The following is a 19,047-nucleotide window of genomic DNA, read 5'->3' on the forward strand; positions in this document are numbered from 1 at the left end:
GGCCGCCCATTCTTTCGGATAGGGATGATCGCGGTGGCCTGCCGGTCTATGATGGCTGTGTGGCAGCGGCGCGTGTCATAGGCACCATCCGCAGTCACCGTGCCTATCTCTTCGCCTCCGGGGATCTGGTCCAGTAACTCTGGCAGCACGGGGCTGTCACCATCGCTGCTGGGGGTGAATTCCACCGCTCGAATGTCCGAAGTGGCGGTGTCCATGGCCAGATGGACCTTGCGCCATTGACGTCGGCCTTGCACACCATGCTTGCGCGCTTGCCACTCACCATCACAGAGGAACTTGATCCCGGTGCTGTCCACCAGCAGGTTCAGAGCCCCATCGGCGCGCCGATACGGGATATGAACTGCCAATGTCTTCTGCCGTCGGCAAAGCGTCGTATAGTCCGGCACATCCCAGTCCAGGTTCGCCATCTTCAAGAGGCTGGCCACCATCCCGGTCGTTTGCCTGAGCGGCAGCTTGAACAGGACCTTGATTGTCAGGCAAAACTGGATTGCCGCATCCGAGAATACCGCAGGCCGACCGGGTTTGCCCTCAGGCGGCGCGACCCAAGCCATCTCCTTGTCCAGCCAAATCAGCAAAGACCCGCGCCTGCGAAGCGAGGCGGTGTAGCTGGACCAGTTCGTCGTGCGGTAGCGGGCAGGTGATGGCTTGCTCATGCGGCCTGTCTAACCGCATGGATTCACGCTGTGAATCCGCCGCAGCCAGAGTTCTGCAACAACGCCGGTTCCGAGGTGAACGCGACCTGGAACTCGGCAAAGTCCACCTGCGCCTGCTGACCCGGCCCGGTCTCGAAGCGCCGCTCGAACTCTCGCGGAACCGCCGGTCGGATCAGCGCAGGTATTCCGTCAACGTCGAATAGGCCCCCTCGTAACCCATCGCCTTGATCTCGCGATGCAGTCTGCGCGCCGAAAGCCCGGGGAACGCCGCCAGCCGTTCGGTCAGATACGAACCGAACCGGGTGGCCAGTCGTTCCCCCGGTTCCCGCGGCCCATAGACCGGGGCCTCCAGCCCCCGCTCAAGATATTTCCGCACCGTCTTGCGATCCAGCCCCGTCTGCCGCGCTATCGCGCTGACACCAAGGCCCTGACGCTTCAATTCCAAGATCATCACGATCTCCCTCAGTCCTACCACCTGCGCGCCCTTCCCTTGGCATCAGCAGGAGGAATTCTGCGCCGCCGATGGTCAGGGGGGGCATGCCCCCCCCTGACCATCGCCTTCAGCGCCAAACTGGGGAATTTTCATCCAGCGCTTTTGGGGAGATTACGTCCAGCACTCACAATAGTCGAGCGCGGGGCCCCTTGGAGAGGCCCCTAACCCTTCTGCTGGACGGCATCCACACAGTGAAGCGCCCAAAGCGCAGTCTTGCCGCGCTTTGGGCTTCGGTGGCTGTCACGCTTAAACCCGTCGAACCATGCGCAGAGATGCCTAGGGCCGCGTCAGCCAATCACGGCGCGAATGGCGGCAACTGTCGCCATGACGACCTGATCGGCCTCTGTCCGTGTCAGGCAGAAAGGTGGTGCGAAGCCGATGATGTCTCCCTGCGGCATTGCGCGCGCGATGACCCGATCCTTCGCCAGCATCGATGCGACGACCTGCGGGCCAATCTTGCGGCCCGGATCGAAGAAGCGCCGACCATTGCGATCTTCCACAAGTTCGACCGCACAAAGCATCCCCTCGCCCCGCACTTCGCCAACATTGGGATGATCAGCCAAAGCCTCGGCCATCGTCCTGGTCAGATATGTTCCGACATCCGAGGCGTTGCGGATCAAACCCAACCTGTCAATCAACTGGAGATTGGCGATACCCGCCGCTGCCCCGATCGGGTGAGCAGAGTATGTCCACCCATGGCCGATGGGACCGTTCTCGTCGGTGCCCTGTTCCAGAACCTTCCAGACACGATCAGAAACGATGGACCCCGAAAGCGGTGCATAGGCCGAGGTCAGGCCCTTTGCGATGGTGATCAGGTCTGGCTCGATGCCGTAATGCGTGCTGCCGAACATGGTGCCAAGGCGGCCAAAGCCCGTTACCACCTCGTCCGCGATCAGCAGAATATCATGCTTCTTCAGGACCGACTGAATGGCCTTCCAGTACCCAGCCGGAGGTGGAACGATGCCGCCGGTCCCAAGCACTGGCTCGCCGATGAAGGCCGCGATGGAATCGGCACCTTCGCGCTCGATCAGCGCTTCCAACGCATTGGCGCAATGGGCGACAAATTCCGCCTCGGACTGCTCAAGGTTTGCACGGCGGAAGTAATAGGGTGCTTCAGTGTGAATCACTTGTGACAGCGGGAGGTCGAACTTCTTGTGGAAGGCCTCGAGCCCCGTCAGCGACCCTGTCAGAAGACCCGATCCATGATAGCCACGCCAGCGCGAGATGATCCGCTTCTTCTGCGGCAGGCCACGGATGTTGTTGTAATACCAGACGAGTTTAAGGTTCGTTTCGTTCGCGTCCGAACCGCCCAGACCGAAATAGACCTTCGACATGTTGGCGGGCGCGCGGTCCAGGATCATCTTGGCCAGTGTGATCGACGCTTCGGTGCCATGACCGACATAGGCGTGGTAATAGGCCAGTTCGCGGGCCTGCGCAGCGATCGCTTCCGCGATTTCCTGTCGGCCGTAGCCCACGTTCACACAGTAAAGCCCCGCGAAGGCGTCAAGGAAACGGTTGCCATCGCGGTCTTCGATATGGGAACCGCTGGCGGTCCGGATCACGCGACTGGGTGTATCACCCCGCGCGTGCTGGGCCAAATGCGTGGATGGATGGAAGAAGTTATCCCGGTCCCATTGGGCCAGTTGGTCATTCGTCAGCATTCGTGTTCTCCTTAGGCCCAATCGCGGCAGACGTATTTGATTTCAGTGAATTCTTCCATGCCGAGCCGCGATCCCTCGCGCCCCAGGCCGGATTGTTTCATCCCTCCGAACGGGATCGGCGCGCCGGTGACCTTGGTCCGGTTCACCGCCACCATGCCGAATTGCAGCGCACGGCTGAGACGGTAGATGCGGCGCGGGTCTTGCGTGTGGATATAGGCGACCAGCCCGTATTCCGTCGCATTGGCGCGGGCCGTCACCTCGTCCTCGGTGTCGAAGGGCAGGATGGCCGCGACGGGACCGAAGGTTTCCTCGTGCAGGATGCGCGCCGTGTCGGGCACGTCGACCAGAACGGTGGGTTCGAAGTACAGCGGGCCCAAGGGCAGGCATCCCCCGCCACAGGCCAGACGCGCGCCCTTGGCTAGCGCGTCGGCCACCTGTTCCCGTTGCTTGGCCACGGCGCGGTCGTTCAGCAGGGGGCCGATGTCGCAATCATCCATGCCCGGCCCCACCGTCAGACGTCGCGTCGCCTCGGTGAAGCGGCGGCAGAATTCGTCATAGACGGGACGTTCGACGAAGATGCGGTTCGCACCAAGGCAATCCTGCCCGCTGGTCGCCCATTTCGCCTTCATCACCTCGGCAACCGCCTTGTCCATGTCGGCATCGGCAAAGACCAGAACCGGCGCGTGGCCACCAAGTTCAAGCACAAGCCGCTTCACCGTATCGGCGGACTGGCGGTAGAGAAGCCGCCCGATTTCGGTCGAACCCGTGAAGGACAGCACGCGGACTCGCGGATCTTCGGTCCACGGCTTAACGATCTCGGGCGCGGCACCGGTCACGACGTTAAACACACCCGCCGGAACCCCTGCCCGTTCGGCAAGCTCGGCCAGAGCCAGCGCGGAAAACGGCGTCTCGGCCGAAGGATGGCAAACCACGGTGCAGCCTGCCGCCAGTGCCGCCGCCGCTTTGCGCGTCAGCATGGCCGACGGAAAGTTCCACGGCGTGATTAACGCCGCCACGCCGACCGGTTCGCGCCAGAGTTCGACTTCGGCATCGGTCAGGTGGCTCGTCACGCCTTCGATGTTCGGGCGCTTCGCCTCTTCGGCGTAGAATTCGACGAAGGCCGCGCCGTAGGAGATTTCGCCCTTGGCCTCGGACAGGGGCTTGCCCTGTTCCAGAACCATAATCCGGGCAAGATCGTCGGCATGGGTCAGGATCAGTTCGAACCAGCGGCGCAGAATGGCCGCGCGGTCCTGCGGCAAACGGTGCGACCAAGGGCCGAAGGCCGCTTGCGCCGCGTCCACGGCCTGAACCGACTGGGCCGCGGTCAGGCGCGCGACGCGGCCTAGTTCGCAGCCGGTGGCCGGATCGTTCACGGCAAAGCTTTCGCCGCCTTCGCCGCCGACCCAGCGGCCATCGACATAGGAAAAGCTGCGGACCAAGGCCTTGTCCGTGACATCGGGGCGGGCTGAGATGGCTGTGTCTAGCATGGAAACCTCTTGTTCGACTGGCCACAGTCTGGGCCGCGAAAGGCAGAGGAAACGCCCGAACTTGCTGACCGGTGCAGAAGATTCATCTGCCGAATGGGGGGTTTGCGTGCCGGTTCATCCATCGCCCAACAAAGCCTCGAACGGGATGGTGCCAGAGGATTTGACAGGCTTGGTCACGATGTAGGTGAAATAGCGCGCAAGTCCGATACGGGCATCGAGCAGCGCATCGATCAGCCTTTGATACGCGTCGATGTCGCGGGTCACGATCTGCAACAGGTAATCGAAGCCGCCGCCCAATGCCCAGCAGGCGGTGATTTCGTCGTGCTGGGCAACTGCCGCTTCGAAGGCGCGGAAACGGGCGGCGGTGTGGTCTGCCAGTTCCGCCGCGACAAAGACCGTCACATGCGGGCCCAGTTTGCGAAGGGAAACCTCGGCACGATAGCCTTCGATCAGCCCCGCCTTTTCAAGCTTCTGCAGCCGCTCCCAGCAGGGCGATGGCGACAGGCCGACGCGTTCGGCAAGGGCTGCCTTCGAGATCCGGCCTTCTGCCGAAAGGACGCGCAGGATGGCAATGTCGCGGGGGTCAAGTTTCATGGTCGGGTCAGGCGCGCAGGACCGTTCCCGCTGTCGGGTGCATGGCATGAACGTGGGTGGCAATGGCGGTATCCTGCACACCCGTGCCGGTCAGGTCGCAGATGGTGATATCTGCTTCGGACCGTCGGCCCTGCTTATGCCCTGCGATGACCTCGCCCAGTTCGGGCGGGGTTCCCCGGTCCCATATGCCGGCAGCCAAGGCGGCCTCAAGCTCGCCTGACACTTCGCATTGGGAAACGCGGTCGCAGACATAGGCATCGGCGGCCAGTAGGGCGCGCGGGTCGATTTCGGTCTTGCCGGACTGGTCCGAACCCATGGCGGTGATGTGCAAACCGGGATGCAGCCATTCGGCCCGCAGAACCGGTGCGCGGGCAGGTGTCGTCGTCACCACAAGCTGCGCGTCGCGCACGAGGGCGGCAGGGTCGACCACCGCCTCGGCCACGATGCCGAGCAGGCTCGCCAGATCGTCGGCACACCGCTGCGCCTTTTCGTGATCGCGCCCGTGGACCAGAACGCGCTGGAACGGACGGACGAGATGCGCCGCCTGCATCTGCAGTCGCGCCTGAACGCCCGTTCCGATAACGCCCGCCGTTTCGACCTTGGCCGGAGCGAGATAGCGCGCCGCGACGGCACCTGCGGCAGCGGTCCGGATATCGGTCAGATAGCCATTGTCGAGATAGAGCGACTGCACCAATCCCGTCTTGGCCGAGAACAGGATCATCAAACCGTTCAGGCTGGGCAGACCCAGTGCCGGATTGCCGAAGAAGCCGGGGCTGACCTTGATGGCAAACCCCTCCATCCCCGACACATAGGCGGTCTTGACGTCAACCTCGCCATGGGCTTCTGCCATCACCATCGACAGGATCGGTGGCATGGCCACCCTGCCCTGCGCCAAGGCCAGAAAGGCGCGTTCGATGACATCGACCGTGGACAGGTCAAGCGATACCAGACGGCGCAGCTCTGCCTCGGTTACGATCTGGATGTCATGCGCCATAGGTTTTGCCTTTGATGGTCAGGTCACCGACGGTCACGCTCTGGCCCGCCATCATGGCGGCAAAGCTGGGCATGTCGGTGTTTCGTCCTGTGATGATGGTTGCGGTCGGTCCGGTCAGGCGAACCGCACCCGTGCGGATCGCCGCGATGCCGACGACTGCGGCCCCTTCGGCGACGATCCGGTCATCGAAGAACAGCGCTTGCATCGCGTCGCGGATCGCGTCTTCCCCGACCAGCACCACCTCGTCCAGCAGGTCGCGGCAGAGCGCAAAGGTGATGCGGTTGTCCATCCCGATCCCGCCACCCAGACTGTCGGCCAGCGAGGGGTATTCGGTCACCTGCACGGGCTTGCCCGCGACGAGCGCGGCCTGCATCGCGGCCCCGCGAACCATGGAGACACCGATCACGCGAATCGACGGCTTGATCGTCTTGGCGGCAAAGGCCACCCCCGCCGCCAGCCCGCCCCCCGACAGAGGAACAAGTAGCGTATCCAGATCCGGCCGCGCCGCCAGCAGTTCGAGGCCGATGGTCCCCTGCCCCGCAACCACGCGCGCATCGTCAAAGGGCGGGATTTCCGTCAAACCTTCCTCTTTCCCAAGGCGCAGGCTTTCGACGGCGGCGTCATCCTGCGACCGCCCGATGATCCGCACCTCGGCCCCCAGTGCGCGGATGCCGTCCACCTTGGCCTTGGGCACCAGTTCCGACATGCAGACGACCGCTCGCAGACCGCGCTGGCGTGCGGCAAAAGCAATGGCACGCCCGTGATTGCCCGTCGAACAGCATACGACGCCGCCGGAGTCTTCGGACAGGTTGGCCAATGCGTTGAGGGCGCCACGCAGTTTGAATGCCCCCATCGGCTGCATGTTTTCCAGCTTGAGCAGGACCGTCTGCCCCGTCAGCGCCGTCAGTGATGGCGACGGCACCAAAGGCATGTCGCTTGCCTGTCCACGAATGACGGATGCGGCAGACAGGATATCGGCCAGCGCGATTGAGGGATCAGTCGGCATCCTTGACCGCCCGCAGGAATTGTTGGGTCCGTTCCCGCTGGGGGTTGGTAAAGAACTGTTCGGGCGCGGCCTGCTCTTCGATCTTTCCCTTGTAGAAAAAGCAGATGCGGTCCGAGATGTCGCGCGCAAAGCCCATCTGGTGCGTCACCATCAGCATAGTCAGGTCATGTTCGGCCACCAATCTGCGGATGACTTCGGTCACCTCTCCGATCACCTCGGGGTCCAGCGCGGATGTCACCTCGTCGAACAGCATGATGCGCGGGCGCATCGCCAAGGCACGCGCGATGGCCACGCGCTGCTGCTGACCACCCGACAGGCGCGACGGGTGCTGGTCCTTCTTGTCGATCATGCCGACCATCTTCAGCAGTTCCTCGGAGCGGTCGCGCGCCTCGGCCTTGCTGAGACCCAGGACCTGAACCGGCCCTTCCATGCAGTTCTGAAGCGCGGTCATGTGGGGAAACAGGTTGAAATGCTGGAAGCACATCCCGATGGACGCCCGCATCCGCCGCAGATGGGCTTCGTCTGCGGGCACCAGCACTCCCTTGCGTTCCATGTGGGTCAGGGGCTTGCCGTCGATGTAGATGACGCCGCCATTGATCGATTCCAGCGTCATCAGCATCCGCAGCACGGTCGTCTTGCCCGAACCGGACGGCCCGATCACCGAAACCATCTCGCCCCGCTGGATATCGAGGTTCAGGTCGTCCAGCACCACGAGCGAGCCGTAGGACTTGGTCACGTTCATGAACCGCACCATGGGGCGGTCGTCAGGGGGCAATTCCAGCGGATAGGCAGAGAGTTCCATGGTTCACATTCCCAGTTTGCGGCGCAGCACGCGCTCCAGCAGCCTGACGAGTCCGGCCGTGGGCAGCGACAGGGCGAGGAAGATCACCCCGACCAGCGTGTAGGGCTCAAGAAAGCGGTAGGTTTCCGACCCGATGGCGTTGGCCGTCTGCATCAGTTCGGTGACGCCGATCACGGACAGCATCGGCGTGTCCTTGAAGATACCGACCAGATAGTTGCCCATCCCGGGTATCGCCTGCGGCACCGCCTGCGGCAGCACGATGCGGGCATAGGTATCGCGGGTCGTCATGTTCAGGGCGCGGCAGGCTTCCCATTGGCCCTTGGGCACGGCCTCGATTCCGGCGCGGTAGACTTCGGACAGATAGGCCGAATAGTGCAGCCCGATGGCCATCATCCCTGCCACCCACGGCGACAGGGTGATCCCCACCTGCGGCCCGACGTAGAAGATGAAGAATATTTGCAGGACAAGCGGCGTCGACCGGATGAACTCCAGCGTCTCGCGCAGGATGAAGGTCAGCGCGGGCCAGCGCGTCCTTTGCCCCAAGGCCAGGGCAAGGCCCAGCACAAGGGCGATGGCATAGCCGCTTCCGGCCGCCAGCAGGGTGTTCAGCGTGGCAGCGGCCAGCCGCGGCGCGATTTCCCAGACGAAATCCCATTTCCAGTCGAACGTCATGCGCGACCGAGCCTCCGTGCCATGGACCGCTCGAGCCGGCGCATCGCGGGCGTGATCAGGACGCGGGCGAGCAGATAGTAGATGACCAGCGCGGTCCCGAAGGCTTCGGCCGACAGGAAGGTGGACCCGTTGATCTGCTTGGCCACGAACATCAGGTCCGCCACCCCGATCAGGGCGACCAGAGCGGTCCCCTTCAGCAGTTCGATCAGAAGGTTTCCCCATGGCGGCAGCATCAGCACGATGGCCTGCGGCAGGATGATGCGGCGCATTCGTTTCCATGGCGACATGGACAGCGCATAGGCGGCCTCCCATTGGCCGCGCTGGACGGAAAGGATCGAGCCGCGCACGATTTCCGCGCCATAGGCACCGACGTTCAGACCGACGGATAGGAACCCTGCAGTGAGTTTCGGAAGGCTGATGCCGAACAGCGGCAGGACATAGAAGATCCAGTAGAGTTGCACGAGAAGCGAGGTGCCGCGGAAGATTTCCACATAGGTCGTCGCAGCGGCGCGCACCGGCCAATGGGCGGACAACCGGCCCAGACCGGCCGCCAGGGCCGCCACAAGGGCCACTGCGGTGGCCAGCGCGAATTGCGCGGCGGTGACCAATGTCCCTTCGGCAAGGCGGCCCCCGTATGTCTGCAAGAAATCCCACATAGCAGCCCGCCCCCTTTTGCGGGTAAAAGGGCCGGATCGAACCAGCCCTTTTCCAATGGTGAAGATCCGGACTGCGTCAGCGGTTCGCGCAGACCCATTCGGTGGTCTTGTCACCGGGGAGCATCGCTTCGGAATAGCCGTACTCGGCCACGGCGGCCATCATGTCGGCGCTGCCGAGGTATTCCTTCTGCGCCGCGTTGAACTGGTCGAGGAAGTCCTGATCTTCCTTGCGGAAACCGACGCCCGCCCAGTTGAACGACTCTTCCGGCATGGCCGAGGGATCGGTGATCTCGACCGCCCCGCCCGAGCTGTCGGCAAGCTGCTTCATGGTCGGATAGGTGCCCGTTCCGGCATCGGCGCGGCCCGCCTTCACGGCGGCGAGGATTTCGGTCGGGCCGGGGACGACCATGATGCTGGCTTCGTCGATGCCCGCCGACTTGGCCGCGTCGATGTTCGAATAGCCGGCACCGGTCACCAGAATGGCACCCTGCGCCTTGATGTCGTCATAAGTCTTCAGACCTTTGGGATTGCCGGGCGCGACGATGAACCCGTCACCGATCTTGGCCATCGGTTCGGAAAAGGCGATGTTCTCGCAGCGCGCCTTCAGGATGTTCATCCCGCCGGTGATGATGTCGAACTGGCCCGCGTTCAGACCGGGGATCAGCCCGCCCCATTCGGTCTGGACGGTTTCGATGTCGGTATAGCCCATCTTCGCCAGAACGCCGATCACCTCGGCATTCACGAAGCCCTTGGGGCTGCCGTCTTCGCCCGGATACGCGAAGGGGATTTCATTGGCAAAGCCAATGCGGATCGGCTCGCCCGCGGCGATGCGGTCCGACAAGGGGCCAGCCAGCGCGGCACAAGCCGAGATGCCCAGCCAAAGCGTGGCGATGGCCGTCGTCTTCATCGTGGAAGCGTTCATTTCATTCCTCCTGTTGCGTGGCGGGCTAGTTCGTCGCGCTTCCCGCTTGTTGTACACAACACAGCAATGAACACAATTCTGTCAAGGCGGTATCTCGGAAATATCCGTTATTTTTGGCTTACATCTTGCCAAGAAAGAAATTCTCTCCGTATACATGTACACAACTAGGCCGTCAGGGAGACATCATGGCACCGCAGAACGCCCCCTTCAGTCCTGCCGAATATGCTCGGCGCATTGCCTTAACGCGCGCGGCGATGGCCCGTGCCGGAGTGGACGCCGTTTTCGTCACGGACCCGTCGAATCAGGCGTGGTTGACGGGCTATGACGGCTGGTCCTTCTACGTTCATCAGGGCGTCATCCTGACGATGGACGGCGAGCCGCGCTGGTGGGGCCGCTACATGGACAGCCTCGGCGCGCTGCGGACCTGCTGGATCGCGCCCGGGTCGATCCACGGCTACGCAGACAGCTATGTGCAGTCGACGGTCCGCCACCCGATGCAGGACCTTGCCCGCATCCTGCGCGATCTGGGGCTGGAAAAGGCCCGCATCGGCGTCGAGATGGAGAACTACTACTACTCGGCCAAGGCCCACGCCACGCTGCTGGAAGAGCTGCCCGGTGCGACATTCGTCGATTCAACCGCATTGGTGAACTGGCAGCGCCTGATCAAGTCGGACGAAGAGATCACCTTCATCCGCAAGGCGGCGTCGATCTCGGAAAAAGTCATCCGTACCGCGATCGAGGAGTCGCGGCCCGGCCTTCGCAAGAACGAACTGGTGGCCGAAATCTACCACGCCGCCCTGACGGGCGTTGGCGATGACTGGGGCGATTATCCCGCCATCGTCCCGCTGACACCTTCGGGCGTCGACGCCACGGCCGCGCACCTGACATGGAACGGCGCGCCGATGAAATCGGGCGAGGCGACCTTCTTCGAGCTTTCGGGCTGCTATCGCCGCTATCACGCCCCGCTCTGCCGCACCGTCTATCTGGGCACCCCGCCCGACGAGATGCGGCGTGCCGAAGCGGCGCAGATCGAAGGGATCGAGGCCGGTCTGGCCGCAGCAAAGGCGGGCAACCGCACCTGCGACATCGCCAACGCCTTCATGGCGGTGCTGAAGAAGCACGGCATCCACCGCGAAGGCCGGATGGGCTATCCGGTCGGCCTGTCCTATCCGCCGGACTGGGGCGAACGCACCGCCTCGATCCGGACCGAGGACGAGACGGTCCTGCAACCGGGCATGGTCTTCCACTTCATGCCCGCCCTCTGGATGGAAAGCTGGGGTCTGGAAACGACCGAAACCATCCTGATCGGAGAAAGCGGTCCGGCGCAGGCGCTCTGCAACGTCGAACGCAAACTCTTCATTAAGGACTGACCACCTTGGATACCTTGACCCGCACCCGCGACCTGCTTGCCGAGATGATCGCCTTTCCGACGGTTTCGTCCGAAAGCAATCTGGCGCTGATCGATTTTCTGGCCGACCGGCTCTCAGATGCAGGGGCGCGGGTCGAGGTTTTCAAGGACGCCACGGGAACCAAGGCGAACCTCTTCGCCACCATCGGGCCAGAGGTCGGCGGGGGTATCCTGCTATCCGGACATTCCGATGTGGTGCCCGTCGCCGACCAGAACTGGACGACCGACCCATTTGCGATGACCGAACGGGACGGTCGCCTTTACGGACGCGGCACCTGCGACATGAAGGGGTTCATCGCGGCAGCCGTCGCGATGGCCCCGCATTACGCAAAGATGGCCCGCAAGCGCCCCATCCATTTCGCCTTCACACACGACGAAGAGATCGGCTGTCTCGGTGCGCAGGCTCTGGCCCCCCTGCTGCGTGACCGCGAGGTCCGGCCCGGCGTGGCGATCATCGGCGAACCGACGATGATGCGGGTGATCGAAGGCCATAAGGGGTGCTACGAATACAGCGTCCATTTCACCGGGCTCGAGGGCCATGGCTCGGCACCGGACCGGGGCGTGAATGCCGTCGAATATGCGGTGCGCTACGTCGCGCGCCTGCTGGAAATGGCTGAGGTGCTGAAGACCCGCGCCCCTGCCGGCAGCCGCTTCGAGCCCCCATGGACGACGATCAACACCGGCGCGCTGGTTGGTGGCGTGGCGCACAACGTCATCGCAGGCAAGGCCCGGATCGATTGGGAGATGCGGCCCGTCCAGCCCGGGGATGCCGATCTGGTCAAGCAGGACCTGCACCACTACTGCCAGCACCACCTGATTCCGGCCATGCGAAGCGTCCACCCTGCGGCAGATATCGTCACCGAGGTGATCGGAGAGGTCGACGGCCTGGTTCCCGCTGAGATCAACGAAGCCCGTGACATCGTCATGGAACTGACCGGCGTGAACGGTGCGGGTCTGGTCCCCTTCGGCACCGAGGCAGGCATTTTCCAGGCGCTTGGAATGTCGGCGGTGATCTGCGGTCCGGGGTCGATCGAACAGGCGCACAAGCCCGACGAATACCTGTCGCTGGACCAGCTATCGCAATGCCTAACGATGCTGAACCGGCTGGGCACAAGACTGACGGAATAGACAGATGCAACAGCCCGCGACCGTTCATGCCCCGTCCGCCCTCTGGCGAGCAGCGCCTTTCGTCTTTGTCCTGCTGTGGTCTGGCGGCTTCGTCTTCGGCAAGCTGGGTCTGGCATATAGCGAACCAATGACGATGCTGGCGCTGCGCTACGGGCTGGCGGTCGCGGTTCTGGTTCCGCTGGCCATGATCCGGCGCCCGCTATGGCCCGTCGCTGCGGGGCATTGGGCGGCGCTCGTCCTGACGGGAATTCTCATCCAGGGCGTCTATTTCGGGCTTGCCTATCTGGCCATGAAGCGGGGCATGAATGCCGGAACGACCGCCATCATCATGTCGCTGCAACCGGCCTTGGTCGCGGCGCTGACGCCGCTGCTGGGCGGGCGACGGAGCGGTCCGCTGCTCTGGCTCGGTCTGGCGGTGGGAATGGCGGGCGTCGTCCTGGCCATCTGGTCCGAAGGCAGCCTCGGGCCAAGCCCGTGGGGGGCATCACTTCTGGCGCTGGGGGCCTTGGCGGGAATCGGCACCGCCACCCTGTTCGAGAAATGGCACGGCTTCCGGACCGATCCGGTCGCAAGCGGCCTTGTGCAATACGTCGTGGGTTTCGTCCTGCTGGCCCCCTTGGCGGCGCTGACCGAACGCATGGCGATCGACTGGCAGCCCGAACTGGTCATGGCGCTGGCCTATCTCGTGCTGGCCAATTCGCTTGTGTCCATCGGGCTTTATCTGGCGATGGTCCAGCGCGGCGATGCGACGCAGATTTCTTCCTACATGTACCTCGTTCCGCCGCTGGCCATGATCCTCGCATGGGCGCTTCTGGGTGAGCGGCTTCATCCGCTCGCGCTTGCGGGACTCGCTTTGTCGGCGTTCGGCGTGTACGTCGTTTCATACCAGACGAGGTAGGATTGATGGTAGGATTGATGGATTTCGACCCAACCGAAACCCCGAGTGCGCGCGATCGTTTCGACCGTTTGTACGACATCCTGAAAAGCCGGATATGCCTTTTGGATTATCCGCCGGGGACCCGCCTTTCCGAAGAAGCACTGGCCGCGGAATTCGGCACCAGCCGCACGCCGCTGCGTCGCGTTCTTGTCCGGCTCGAGGGCGAAGGGCTGTTGCAATCGGTTCACGGCGTCGGAACCTTCGTCACCGATGCGGATATCGAAACGCTCGGGCAGACTTACCAACTGCGGATGGAATTGGCCGAACTTCTTGGCGTTCTATCACCGAACCCGCCAAATCCGGTGCTTTGGAACCGCCTCGCCAGCCTGTCGACAGAAATCCGCCAGTTGGCCGACAACCCCGATGCCCGCCGCTTCGGGCAACTGAACCTCGAATTCTTCGACGAGTTCTACCGGATCACCGCGAACGAGCCCCTGCGCGAGATATGCGACCGGCTTTTCGTCCAGACATCGCGCATCTGGATGAAGTCAATGGGTGCCGAACGGATCGACGTGGCCACCGAAGCCGCCATTTTCGCCGACGAGATAGACGATATCCTTCGCGCGCTGGAAATAGGCGATGTACGTTCGGCAGCGCTTTTGCACCGCACCCATATTTCGATGAGCTTCATCCGCATGAGATTGGCAGCAAGAACGACATGAGCGTATCGCATGACGAAATGTCGGTTTACCGAGAAGCGTACCACGTGGAAATCCCATTGCGTCGTGCACAGCGCCAGTTCTTCGCCCTAATACTTGAAATGGCGCTGCTCAACTCAACAGCATCTGCCGTCACTGTTGACGCGTCGAGCCAAGCCCATGTGCGCGTCGGCTTTGGGCCGGGCGCAACGATCCGCTGGCATCGAGCCTCGGTGTGTTTCGGCAGGAATTCCCCGACGTTGGAAGCCCAAGTCTGCAAACTTCTCCGCGACCGTGTCCATCCAAGGATTTTCCATCCTCGCGCCAGAGCCGTGGGCCAGGGATCGTGGCCGCCCCTTTTCGTCTCCGTACAACAGAAACGCCATGCCGCCCTCCTGCGGGATCAGTCGGCGGGGCCTGTGCGCTCGGCCTCTTCGACGGCCAGTTCGGCCATTTTGATGGCCGCCTCGCGGCTGCTGGCGACCGCGATGAAGCGGCCGTTATGGCAGAACTTTGCGCCTTTGACACCGCAGGCCTCTTCCAGCGCCGCATCGCTCAGCCCCGCCCATGCGGCTGGCAGATCAGCGCGTTGCTCAAAGCTGTCGCCGCTGATGCGGATACCACCGATGGACCAGTCCGTGTCCCGGGGATTGACAACGAAGAGCAGGTGGTCCGCGCCCGTGGCCTCGATTGCCGAGCGGAAGGGCATACCCATGGGTAATTCCAGAATGTGCGAGGTGCCAGCGTCATTGATCGCCTTGGTCACCATGGCCCCGGCGCGGCGCTTGGCGGCTTTCTTGGTGATCGACGCCTCGACGAACGCCCGCGCAATCGGCAGAGCCGCTGAGAAAGCTTTATCGTCCGCGTCAGAACTGCGGTTGTCGAAGACGGGCTTCAGGCTTTCCAAGAGGATCGAGAGGGTCAAAGGCGTCAGCGGACCCGCGACCGAAGGGTTCATCGCGCCATTGTCCATCAAATCGATGGGCAAGACAAAGCTCTGCTCAAAGCTGGCGTGGATATCTTCCAAATCGACCTCGGGGATCGCCAAGGCGCGCAGGTAGTCAAGGCCGTAATGCTTCCAGATCAGACCGAAGGAACTGTAGGGCTGTTCGTCCTCACGCACGGGATTGGGGCGCTGGTGGTGGTCAAAGATGCCCGCCTCGGCGTCATAATCGCGGCCCACGTCGTAGATGATCTTGCCCTCACCGGGGGTGATCCATGCGGTGTCACGGGTGCGCACCACCTCGGCCTGCGGATAGAGGCGGGCCAGAATGACCGAGGACAGCAGTTCGTCTGCATGAAAGCCGCCATTGTGGGTGACGAGGTGGGTAATGGTCATAATAGGCACTCTGGCAGGTCAGGAAATACAATGGGCGACCGGTTGGGTCGCCCTGCGGAAGTCGTGTTCGGGGTGATTTCGGCGGCAACGCGACGAGCGTCAAGATGTTGATCGTCGCGCTCGCCAATATCTAAATCTGGGGATCCGCGAAATCTTGGCTCCGATTCCGCGACAACTTTGCCCCGATTTACAGCCTCAGTGCGTCCAGGCGCCGCGACGGCTGGTGGCAAAGTTTTCGCCATAACCCAGCGGACGGATGTTAGGCTTGCGCTTGTTCGGCTCCAGCACCTCGGCGTCAATGCCATGGGCCTTGGCATAATCCTCGGCAGCCTCGCGGCTGTCAAAGCGCAGCTTCACCTGCGTGGTGGTGTCCGTGGTCGAGGTCCACCCCATGAGCGGGTCCACTTCGCGCGCCGAGGCCGGGGCAAATTCCAGAACCCAGCCCTTGGTCTTGGCCGTGCCGGATTGCATCGCGTTGCGGGCGGGCTGATAGATGCGTGCGCGCATGGGAGGCTCCTTGAAGAACTGCCTTCTTATTGGCGAAATCCTGATCCGAGGCAAGGCCCGGCACCCGGTTTCTGCATCAGATCCAAGGGAAAGGCGCAAGGTTCTGTCGGCCGGCCTGGGTGTGGGGTGGGTGTGGTGCGGCCGACCGACAGTGCGTTGCTTGCCCTACCACGATGGCAAAGCAAGCGCCAAAATTCAATCATAAGATGATTAATTTCGGAAAATGATCGCTAAAATTGCCCCTTCTTTGTTTAGACTTTCGCAAGGGGGGCGCAGATCCCCTGCCCCAGAGGCAATTCTGGCCTTGAACGGGAACAAAAACAGATCATCTTTGCGGTGCTGCAAGAGAGTCGTGATGCCCCACAACAATACCAATGCCCCGACCGAACGCCCCGACGTGCTGACCCGCCCGAAACTGGAGGGCGGCAAGCGGTTCGTGATGCATTCGCCCTTCCAGCCAGCAGGCGATCAACCAACCGCCATCGCCGAATTGGCCGAGGGGATTCGCAGTGGCGAACATGATCAGGTGCTGCTGGGGGCGACAGGCACTGGCAAGACCTTCACCATGGCCAAGATCATCGAGGAAACGCAGCGCCCGGCGATCATCCTTGCCCCGAACAAGACGCTAGCCGCGCAATTGTATGGCGAGTTCAAGGGCTTCTTTCCCGAGAATGCCGTTGAGTATTTCGTAAGCTATTATGACTACTATCAGCCCGAGGCCTATGTTCCGCGTTCGGACACCTATATCGAGAAGGAAAGCCAGATCAACGAACAGATCGACCGGATGCGCCACTCGGCCACCCGGGCGCTCCTGGAACGCGATGATGTGATCATCGTGGCTTCGGTCAGCTGCATCTACGGCATCGGCTCGGTCGAGACCTATTCGGCCATGACGCAGGATCTTGTCGTGGGGCAGATGTACGAACAGCGGCAGGTGATCGCCGAACTGGTTGCCCAACAGTATCGCCGAAATGACGCCGCCTTTTCGCGCGGGGCGTTTCGGGTGCGCGGCGACAGCCTTGAGGTTTGGCCTGCCCACCTTGAAGACCGCGCCTGGCGCTTTTCCTTCTTTGGGCCGGAGCTGGAAAGCATCGTCGAGTTCGACCCCCTGACAGGCGCGCGGACCGATGTGTTCAAACAGATCCGGATTTACGCCAATAGCCACTACGTCACCCCGCGCCCCACCATGCAACAAGCGATCAAGGGCATCAAACTGGAGCTGAAGCAGCGCTTGGAACAGCTTGTGGCCGAGGGAAAGCTGCTTGAGGCGCAGCGGTTGGAACAGCGCACCAATTTCGACCTCGAAATGCTCGAGGCGACCGGCGTCTGCAACGGCATCGAAAACTATTCGCGCTATCTGACAGGTCGCGCACCCGGCGAGCCGCCACCGACGCTGTTCGAGTTCATTCCGGACAACGCGATTGTTTTTGCAGACGAATCCCACGTCAGCGTGCCCCAGATCGGCGGCATGTATCGCGGCGACTATCGCCGCAAGTTCACGCTCGCAGAACACGGCTTCCGCCTGCCGTCGTGTATGGACAACCGCCCTCTCAAATTCGAGGAATGGGATGCCATGCGGCCGCAGTCGATTTTCGTTTCGGCAACCCCTGCCGCCTGGGAGATGGAGCAGGCGGGCGGCGTCTTTGCCGAACAGGTGATCCGACCGACCGGCCTTCTGGACCCGGTTGTCGAAATCCGCCCGGTGGACATGCAGGTGGACGATCTTCTGGATGAGATCCGACGGGTTGCAGCGCAGGGGCTGCGCGTGCTGGTGACGACCCTGACCAAGCGCATGGCCGAGGATCTGACCGAATATTTCCACGAACAGGGCATCCGTATCCGCTATATGCACAGCGACATCGATACGATCGAACGCATTGAAATCTTGCGGGATTTGCGCCTGGGGGCCTTTGATGTTCTGGTGGGAATCAACCTTCTGCGTGAAGGGCTGGATATCCCTGAATGCGGTTTGGTTGCAATTTTGGATGCAGACAAGGAAGGCTTTCTGCGGTCTGAAACCTCGCTGATCCAGACCATCGGCCGTGCCGCCCGGAACGCCGAGGGCCGAGTGATCATGTATGCCGACCGGATCACCGGCAGCATGGAACGGGCGCTGGCTGAAACCAACCGTCGGCGCGAAAAGCAAATGGCCTATAACGCCCTGCACGGGATCACGCCGCAGACAGTCAAGAAGAACGTCGAGGATGTGCTGGCCGGCCTGTGGCAGGGCGACACCGACATGTCGCGCGTCACGGCCAAGGTTGACAAGCCGCTGGTCGGCTCGAACCTGGCGGCGCATCTTGATGCGCTGCGCGCGCAGATGCGCAAGGCCGCCGAGAACCTTGAGTTCGAAGAAGCCGCCCGTCTCCGCGATGAGGTGAAGCGTCTTGAGGCTGTAGAACTCGCTGTGTCGGACGACCCGATGGCGCGCCAAAGCGTCGTGGAAGAAGCTGTCGAGGAGGCCACAAAGGCCAGTGGCCGCTCTACCGCCGGCCGCGCCGGGCAACGCGGCGGCAATAAACGGCGCAAGCGGTAAGGCGGTCAGAAGACCGCCTGAACCTCATACATCACCGGCTCAAAGCTGCGCGAAAGCTCTGCGATTCGGCGGTTTCTTTGCCGCATCTCTTCGGTGCGCAGCATCGCTTGATAGTCCTCGCGCCGCACCCATTGAGAATAGTTGCAGATCCGCGTCTGGGCGTCGTTCATATGCAGTCCCGCGCCCAGAAATCCTGGCTGGTGGCGGATGAAGTCCTGATACGCCTCTTGCAGCGCCTCGATCAGGTCATGCGCGGTGCCTGGGCTGACTTCGAAGGTGGTAATGACGGTCTGCCCTTGAAAGGTCGTGGTGATCTCTGGCATGGTTTCTCTCCTCCCTGAAGTGCAGGGTAACAGGTTTTTGCAGGAAATTCATGCGGTTCATCGACCCTGACCATCCCTTCTATCGCCGCGCTTGGGTGCGCTGGGCGATCACGCTCTTCACTTTGGGTTGGGCAACGCTCGAATTCTCGATGGGAGAGCCGGGCTGGGGCATCCTGTTCGGCGCAGTTGGTGCAGTGGCGGCTTACAAGCTCCTCATCGTCGGCCCCTCGGACAAGTGACACGTGCGCGGAGCGCGCCGCTATCACCTTCGAC

At 62.5% G+C, this 19,047-nt stretch carries 19 protein-coding genes and 1 pseudogene; 6 read left to right on the forward strand and 14 right to left on the reverse strand.

Features of this window, described 5'->3' with window-relative positions:
* The 11 genes and pseudogenes from IE101_RS17505 to ehuB form a co-directional block, all read right to left on the reverse strand.
* A partial coding sequence (locus IE101_RS17505; protein ID WP_189635147.1) for an IS5 family transposase occupies positions 1–671 on the reverse strand: 671 nt, incomplete at its 3' end.
* Positions 672–736: 65 nt separating this feature from the next.
* A pseudogene (locus IE101_RS17510) lies at positions 737–1,146 on the reverse strand (IS21 family transposase); the annotation flags it as partial.
* Positions 1,147–1,451: 305 nt separating this feature from the next.
* Entirely contained in the window at positions 1,452–2,825 is a 1,374-nt protein-coding gene (locus IE101_RS17515; RefSeq protein WP_189635148.1) for an aspartate aminotransferase family protein, read from the reverse strand.
* A gap of 11 nt (positions 2,826–2,836) precedes the next feature.
* Positions 2,837–4,312 (reverse strand): NAD-dependent succinate-semialdehyde dehydrogenase, encoded by a 1,476-nt coding sequence (locus tag IE101_RS17520; protein WP_189635149.1) that lies wholly within the window; start codon positions 4,310–4,312, stop codon positions 2,837–2,839.
* Positions 4,313–4,426: 114 nt separating this feature from the next.
* A complete protein-coding gene (locus IE101_RS17525; protein ID WP_023665864.1) occupies positions 4,427–4,906 on the reverse strand; it encodes an Lrp/AsnC family transcriptional regulator in 480 nt (159 codons plus the stop codon).
* Positions 4,907–4,913: 7 nt separating this feature from the next.
* On the reverse strand, positions 4,914–5,900 hold the full coding sequence (locus IE101_RS17530; protein WP_189635150.1) for a cyclodeaminase: 987 nt from the start codon (positions 5,898–5,900) through the stop codon (positions 4,914–4,916).
* Positions 5,890–6,906, reverse strand: a complete 1,017-nt coding sequence (gene eutB, locus IE101_RS17535) for a hydroxyectoine utilization dehydratase EutB (protein ID WP_189635151.1) — start codon at positions 6,904–6,906, stop codon at positions 5,890–5,892. Before eutB ends, IE101_RS17530 begins: the two co-directional genes overlap by 11 nt.
* On the reverse strand, positions 6,896–7,708 hold the full coding sequence (gene ehuA / locus IE101_RS17540; RefSeq protein ID WP_023665861.1) for an ectoine/hydroxyectoine ABC transporter ATP-binding protein EhuA: 813 nt from the start codon (positions 7,706–7,708) through the stop codon (positions 6,896–6,898). The genes eutB and ehuA overlap by 11 nt, the downstream gene beginning before the upstream one ends.
* Positions 7,709–7,711: 3 nt before the next feature.
* A complete protein-coding gene (gene ehuD, locus IE101_RS17545; protein WP_189635152.1) occupies positions 7,712–8,380 on the reverse strand; it encodes an ectoine/hydroxyectoine ABC transporter permease subunit EhuD in 669 nt (222 codons plus the stop codon).
* Complete coding sequence (gene ehuC, locus IE101_RS17550) at positions 8,377–9,024, reverse strand: ectoine/hydroxyectoine ABC transporter permease subunit EhuC (protein ID WP_229804284.1); 648 nt, start codon at positions 9,022–9,024, stop codon at positions 8,377–8,379. Before ehuC ends, ehuD begins: the two co-directional genes overlap by 4 nt.
* Before the next feature lie 88 nt (positions 9,025–9,112).
* Positions 9,113–9,958, reverse strand: a complete 846-nt coding sequence (gene ehuB, locus IE101_RS17555) for an ectoine/hydroxyectoine ABC transporter substrate-binding protein EhuB (protein ID WP_189635154.1) — start codon at positions 9,956–9,958, stop codon at positions 9,113–9,115.
* Between the two features lie 185 nt (positions 9,959–10,143).
* Between ehuB and IE101_RS17560 the strand changes: the two genes are divergently transcribed.
* The 4 genes from IE101_RS17560 to IE101_RS17575 are packed head-to-tail and all read left to right on the forward strand — an operon-like array spanning position 10,144 to position 14,093.
* On the forward strand, positions 10,144–11,328 hold the full coding sequence (locus IE101_RS17560; protein ID WP_189635155.1) for a M24 family metallopeptidase: 1,185 nt from the start codon (positions 10,144–10,146) through the stop codon (positions 11,326–11,328).
* A 5-nt stretch (positions 11,329–11,333) separates the two neighbouring features.
* Entirely contained in the window at positions 11,334–12,494 is a 1,161-nt protein-coding gene (gene argE, locus IE101_RS17565) for an acetylornithine deacetylase (protein WP_373296134.1), read from the forward strand.
* Between the two features lie 4 nt (positions 12,495–12,498).
* Positions 12,499–13,392: a DMT family transporter gene (locus IE101_RS17570; protein ID WP_189635156.1), complete on the forward strand. Its 894-nt coding sequence runs from the start codon at positions 12,499–12,501 to the stop codon at positions 13,390–13,392.
* A 5-nt stretch (positions 13,393–13,397) separates the two neighbouring features.
* The gene (locus tag IE101_RS17575; protein ID WP_189635157.1) at positions 13,398–14,093 is read left to right on the forward strand and encodes a GntR family transcriptional regulator; all 696 of its coding nucleotides are present in this window, start codon (positions 13,398–13,400) and stop codon (positions 14,091–14,093) included.
* Between the two features lie 379 nt (positions 14,094–14,472).
* Here IE101_RS17575 and IE101_RS17580 read toward each other — a convergent pair whose 3' ends face one another.
* Together IE101_RS17580 and IE101_RS17585 are read right to left on the reverse strand one after the other, a co-directional pair.
* The gene (locus tag IE101_RS17580) at positions 14,473–15,408 is read right to left on the reverse strand and encodes an MYG1 family protein (protein WP_189635158.1); all 936 of its coding nucleotides are present in this window, start codon (positions 15,406–15,408) and stop codon (positions 14,473–14,475) included.
* 195 nt (positions 15,409–15,603) lie between these two features.
* Positions 15,604–15,915, reverse strand: coding sequence for an ETC complex I subunit (locus tag IE101_RS17585; protein ID WP_189635159.1), 312 nt, complete (start codon positions 15,913–15,915; stop codon positions 15,604–15,606).
* A 355-nt stretch (positions 15,916–16,270) separates the two neighbouring features.
* Between IE101_RS17585 and uvrB the strand changes: the two genes are divergently transcribed.
* The gene (uvrB, locus tag IE101_RS17590) at positions 16,271–18,451 is read left to right on the forward strand and encodes an excinuclease ABC subunit UvrB (protein WP_189635160.1); all 2,181 of its coding nucleotides are present in this window, start codon (positions 16,271–16,273) and stop codon (positions 18,449–18,451) included.
* 5 nt (positions 18,452–18,456) lie between these two features.
* Here the strand turns inward: uvrB and IE101_RS17595 are convergent, their stop codons facing one another.
* Positions 18,457–18,774 (reverse strand): antibiotic biosynthesis monooxygenase family protein, encoded by a 318-nt coding sequence (locus IE101_RS17595; protein WP_189635161.1) that lies wholly within the window; start codon positions 18,772–18,774, stop codon positions 18,457–18,459.
* 50 nt (positions 18,775–18,824) lie between these two features.
* Here IE101_RS17595 and IE101_RS17600 point away from each other — a divergent pair, with 50 nt between their 5' ends.
* Positions 18,825–19,013: a DUF3329 domain-containing protein gene (locus tag IE101_RS17600; RefSeq protein ID WP_189635162.1), complete on the forward strand. Its 189-nt coding sequence runs from the start codon at positions 18,825–18,827 to the stop codon at positions 19,011–19,013.
* Positions 19,014–19,047 lie beyond the last annotated feature (34 nt).

The organism is Gemmobacter lanyuensis, assembly GCF_014652355.1.
Classification (GTDB): Bacteria; Pseudomonadota; Alphaproteobacteria; order Rhodobacterales; family Rhodobacteraceae; genus Gemmobacter; species Gemmobacter lanyuensis.

Excerpts from the sequence above, each read along its gene's own strand:
- IE101_RS17530 (WP_189635150.1), bottom strand. The coding sequence starts at position 5,900 with ATGGCGCATGACATCCAGATCGTAACCGAGGCAGAGCTGCGCCGTCTG.
- IE101_RS17520 (WP_189635149.1), bottom strand. The coding sequence starts at position 4,312 with ATGCTAGACACAGCCATCTCAGCCCGCCCCGATGTCACGGACAAGGCC.
- IE101_RS17560 (WP_189635155.1), top strand. The coding sequence starts at position 10,144 with ATGGCACCGCAGAACGCCCCCTTCAGTCCTGCCGAATATGCTCGGCGC.
- IE101_RS17580 (WP_189635158.1), bottom strand. The coding sequence starts at position 15,408 with ATGACCATTACCCACCTCGTCACCCACAATGGCGGCTTTCATGCAGAC.
- ehuD (WP_189635152.1), bottom strand. The coding sequence starts at position 8,380 with ATGACGTTCGACTGGAAATGGGATTTCGTCTGGGAAATCGCGCCGCGG.
- ehuB (WP_189635154.1), bottom strand. The coding sequence starts at position 9,958 with ATGAACGCTTCCACGATGAAGACGACGGCCATCGCCACGCTTTGGCTG.
- IE101_RS17570 (WP_189635156.1), top strand. The coding sequence starts at position 12,499 with ATGCAACAGCCCGCGACCGTTCATGCCCCGTCCGCCCTCTGGCGAGCA.
- ehuA (WP_023665861.1), bottom strand. The coding sequence starts at position 7,708 with ATGGAACTCTCTGCCTATCCGCTGGAATTGCCCCCTGACGACCGCCCC.
- uvrB (WP_189635160.1), top strand. The coding sequence starts at position 16,271 with ATGCCCCACAACAATACCAATGCCCCGACCGAACGCCCCGACGTGCTG.
- eutB (WP_189635151.1), bottom strand. The coding sequence starts at position 6,906 with ATGCCGACTGATCCCTCAATCGCGCTGGCCGATATCCTGTCTGCCGCA.
- IE101_RS17515 (WP_189635148.1), bottom strand. The coding sequence starts at position 2,825 with ATGCTGACGAATGACCAACTGGCCCAATGGGACCGGGATAACTTCTTC.
- IE101_RS17525 (WP_023665864.1), bottom strand. The coding sequence starts at position 4,906 with ATGAAACTTGACCCCCGCGACATTGCCATCCTGCGCGTCCTTTCGGCA.
- IE101_RS17575 (WP_189635157.1), top strand. The coding sequence starts at position 13,398 with ATGGTAGGATTGATGGATTTCGACCCAACCGAAACCCCGAGTGCGCGC.
- IE101_RS17595 (WP_189635161.1), bottom strand. The coding sequence starts at position 18,774 with ATGCCAGAGATCACCACGACCTTTCAAGGGCAGACCGTCATTACCACC.
- IE101_RS17600 (WP_189635162.1), top strand. The coding sequence starts at position 18,825 with ATGCGGTTCATCGACCCTGACCATCCCTTCTATCGCCGCGCTTGGGTG.
- IE101_RS17585 (WP_189635159.1), bottom strand. The coding sequence starts at position 15,915 with ATGCGCGCACGCATCTATCAGCCCGCCCGCAACGCGATGCAATCCGGC.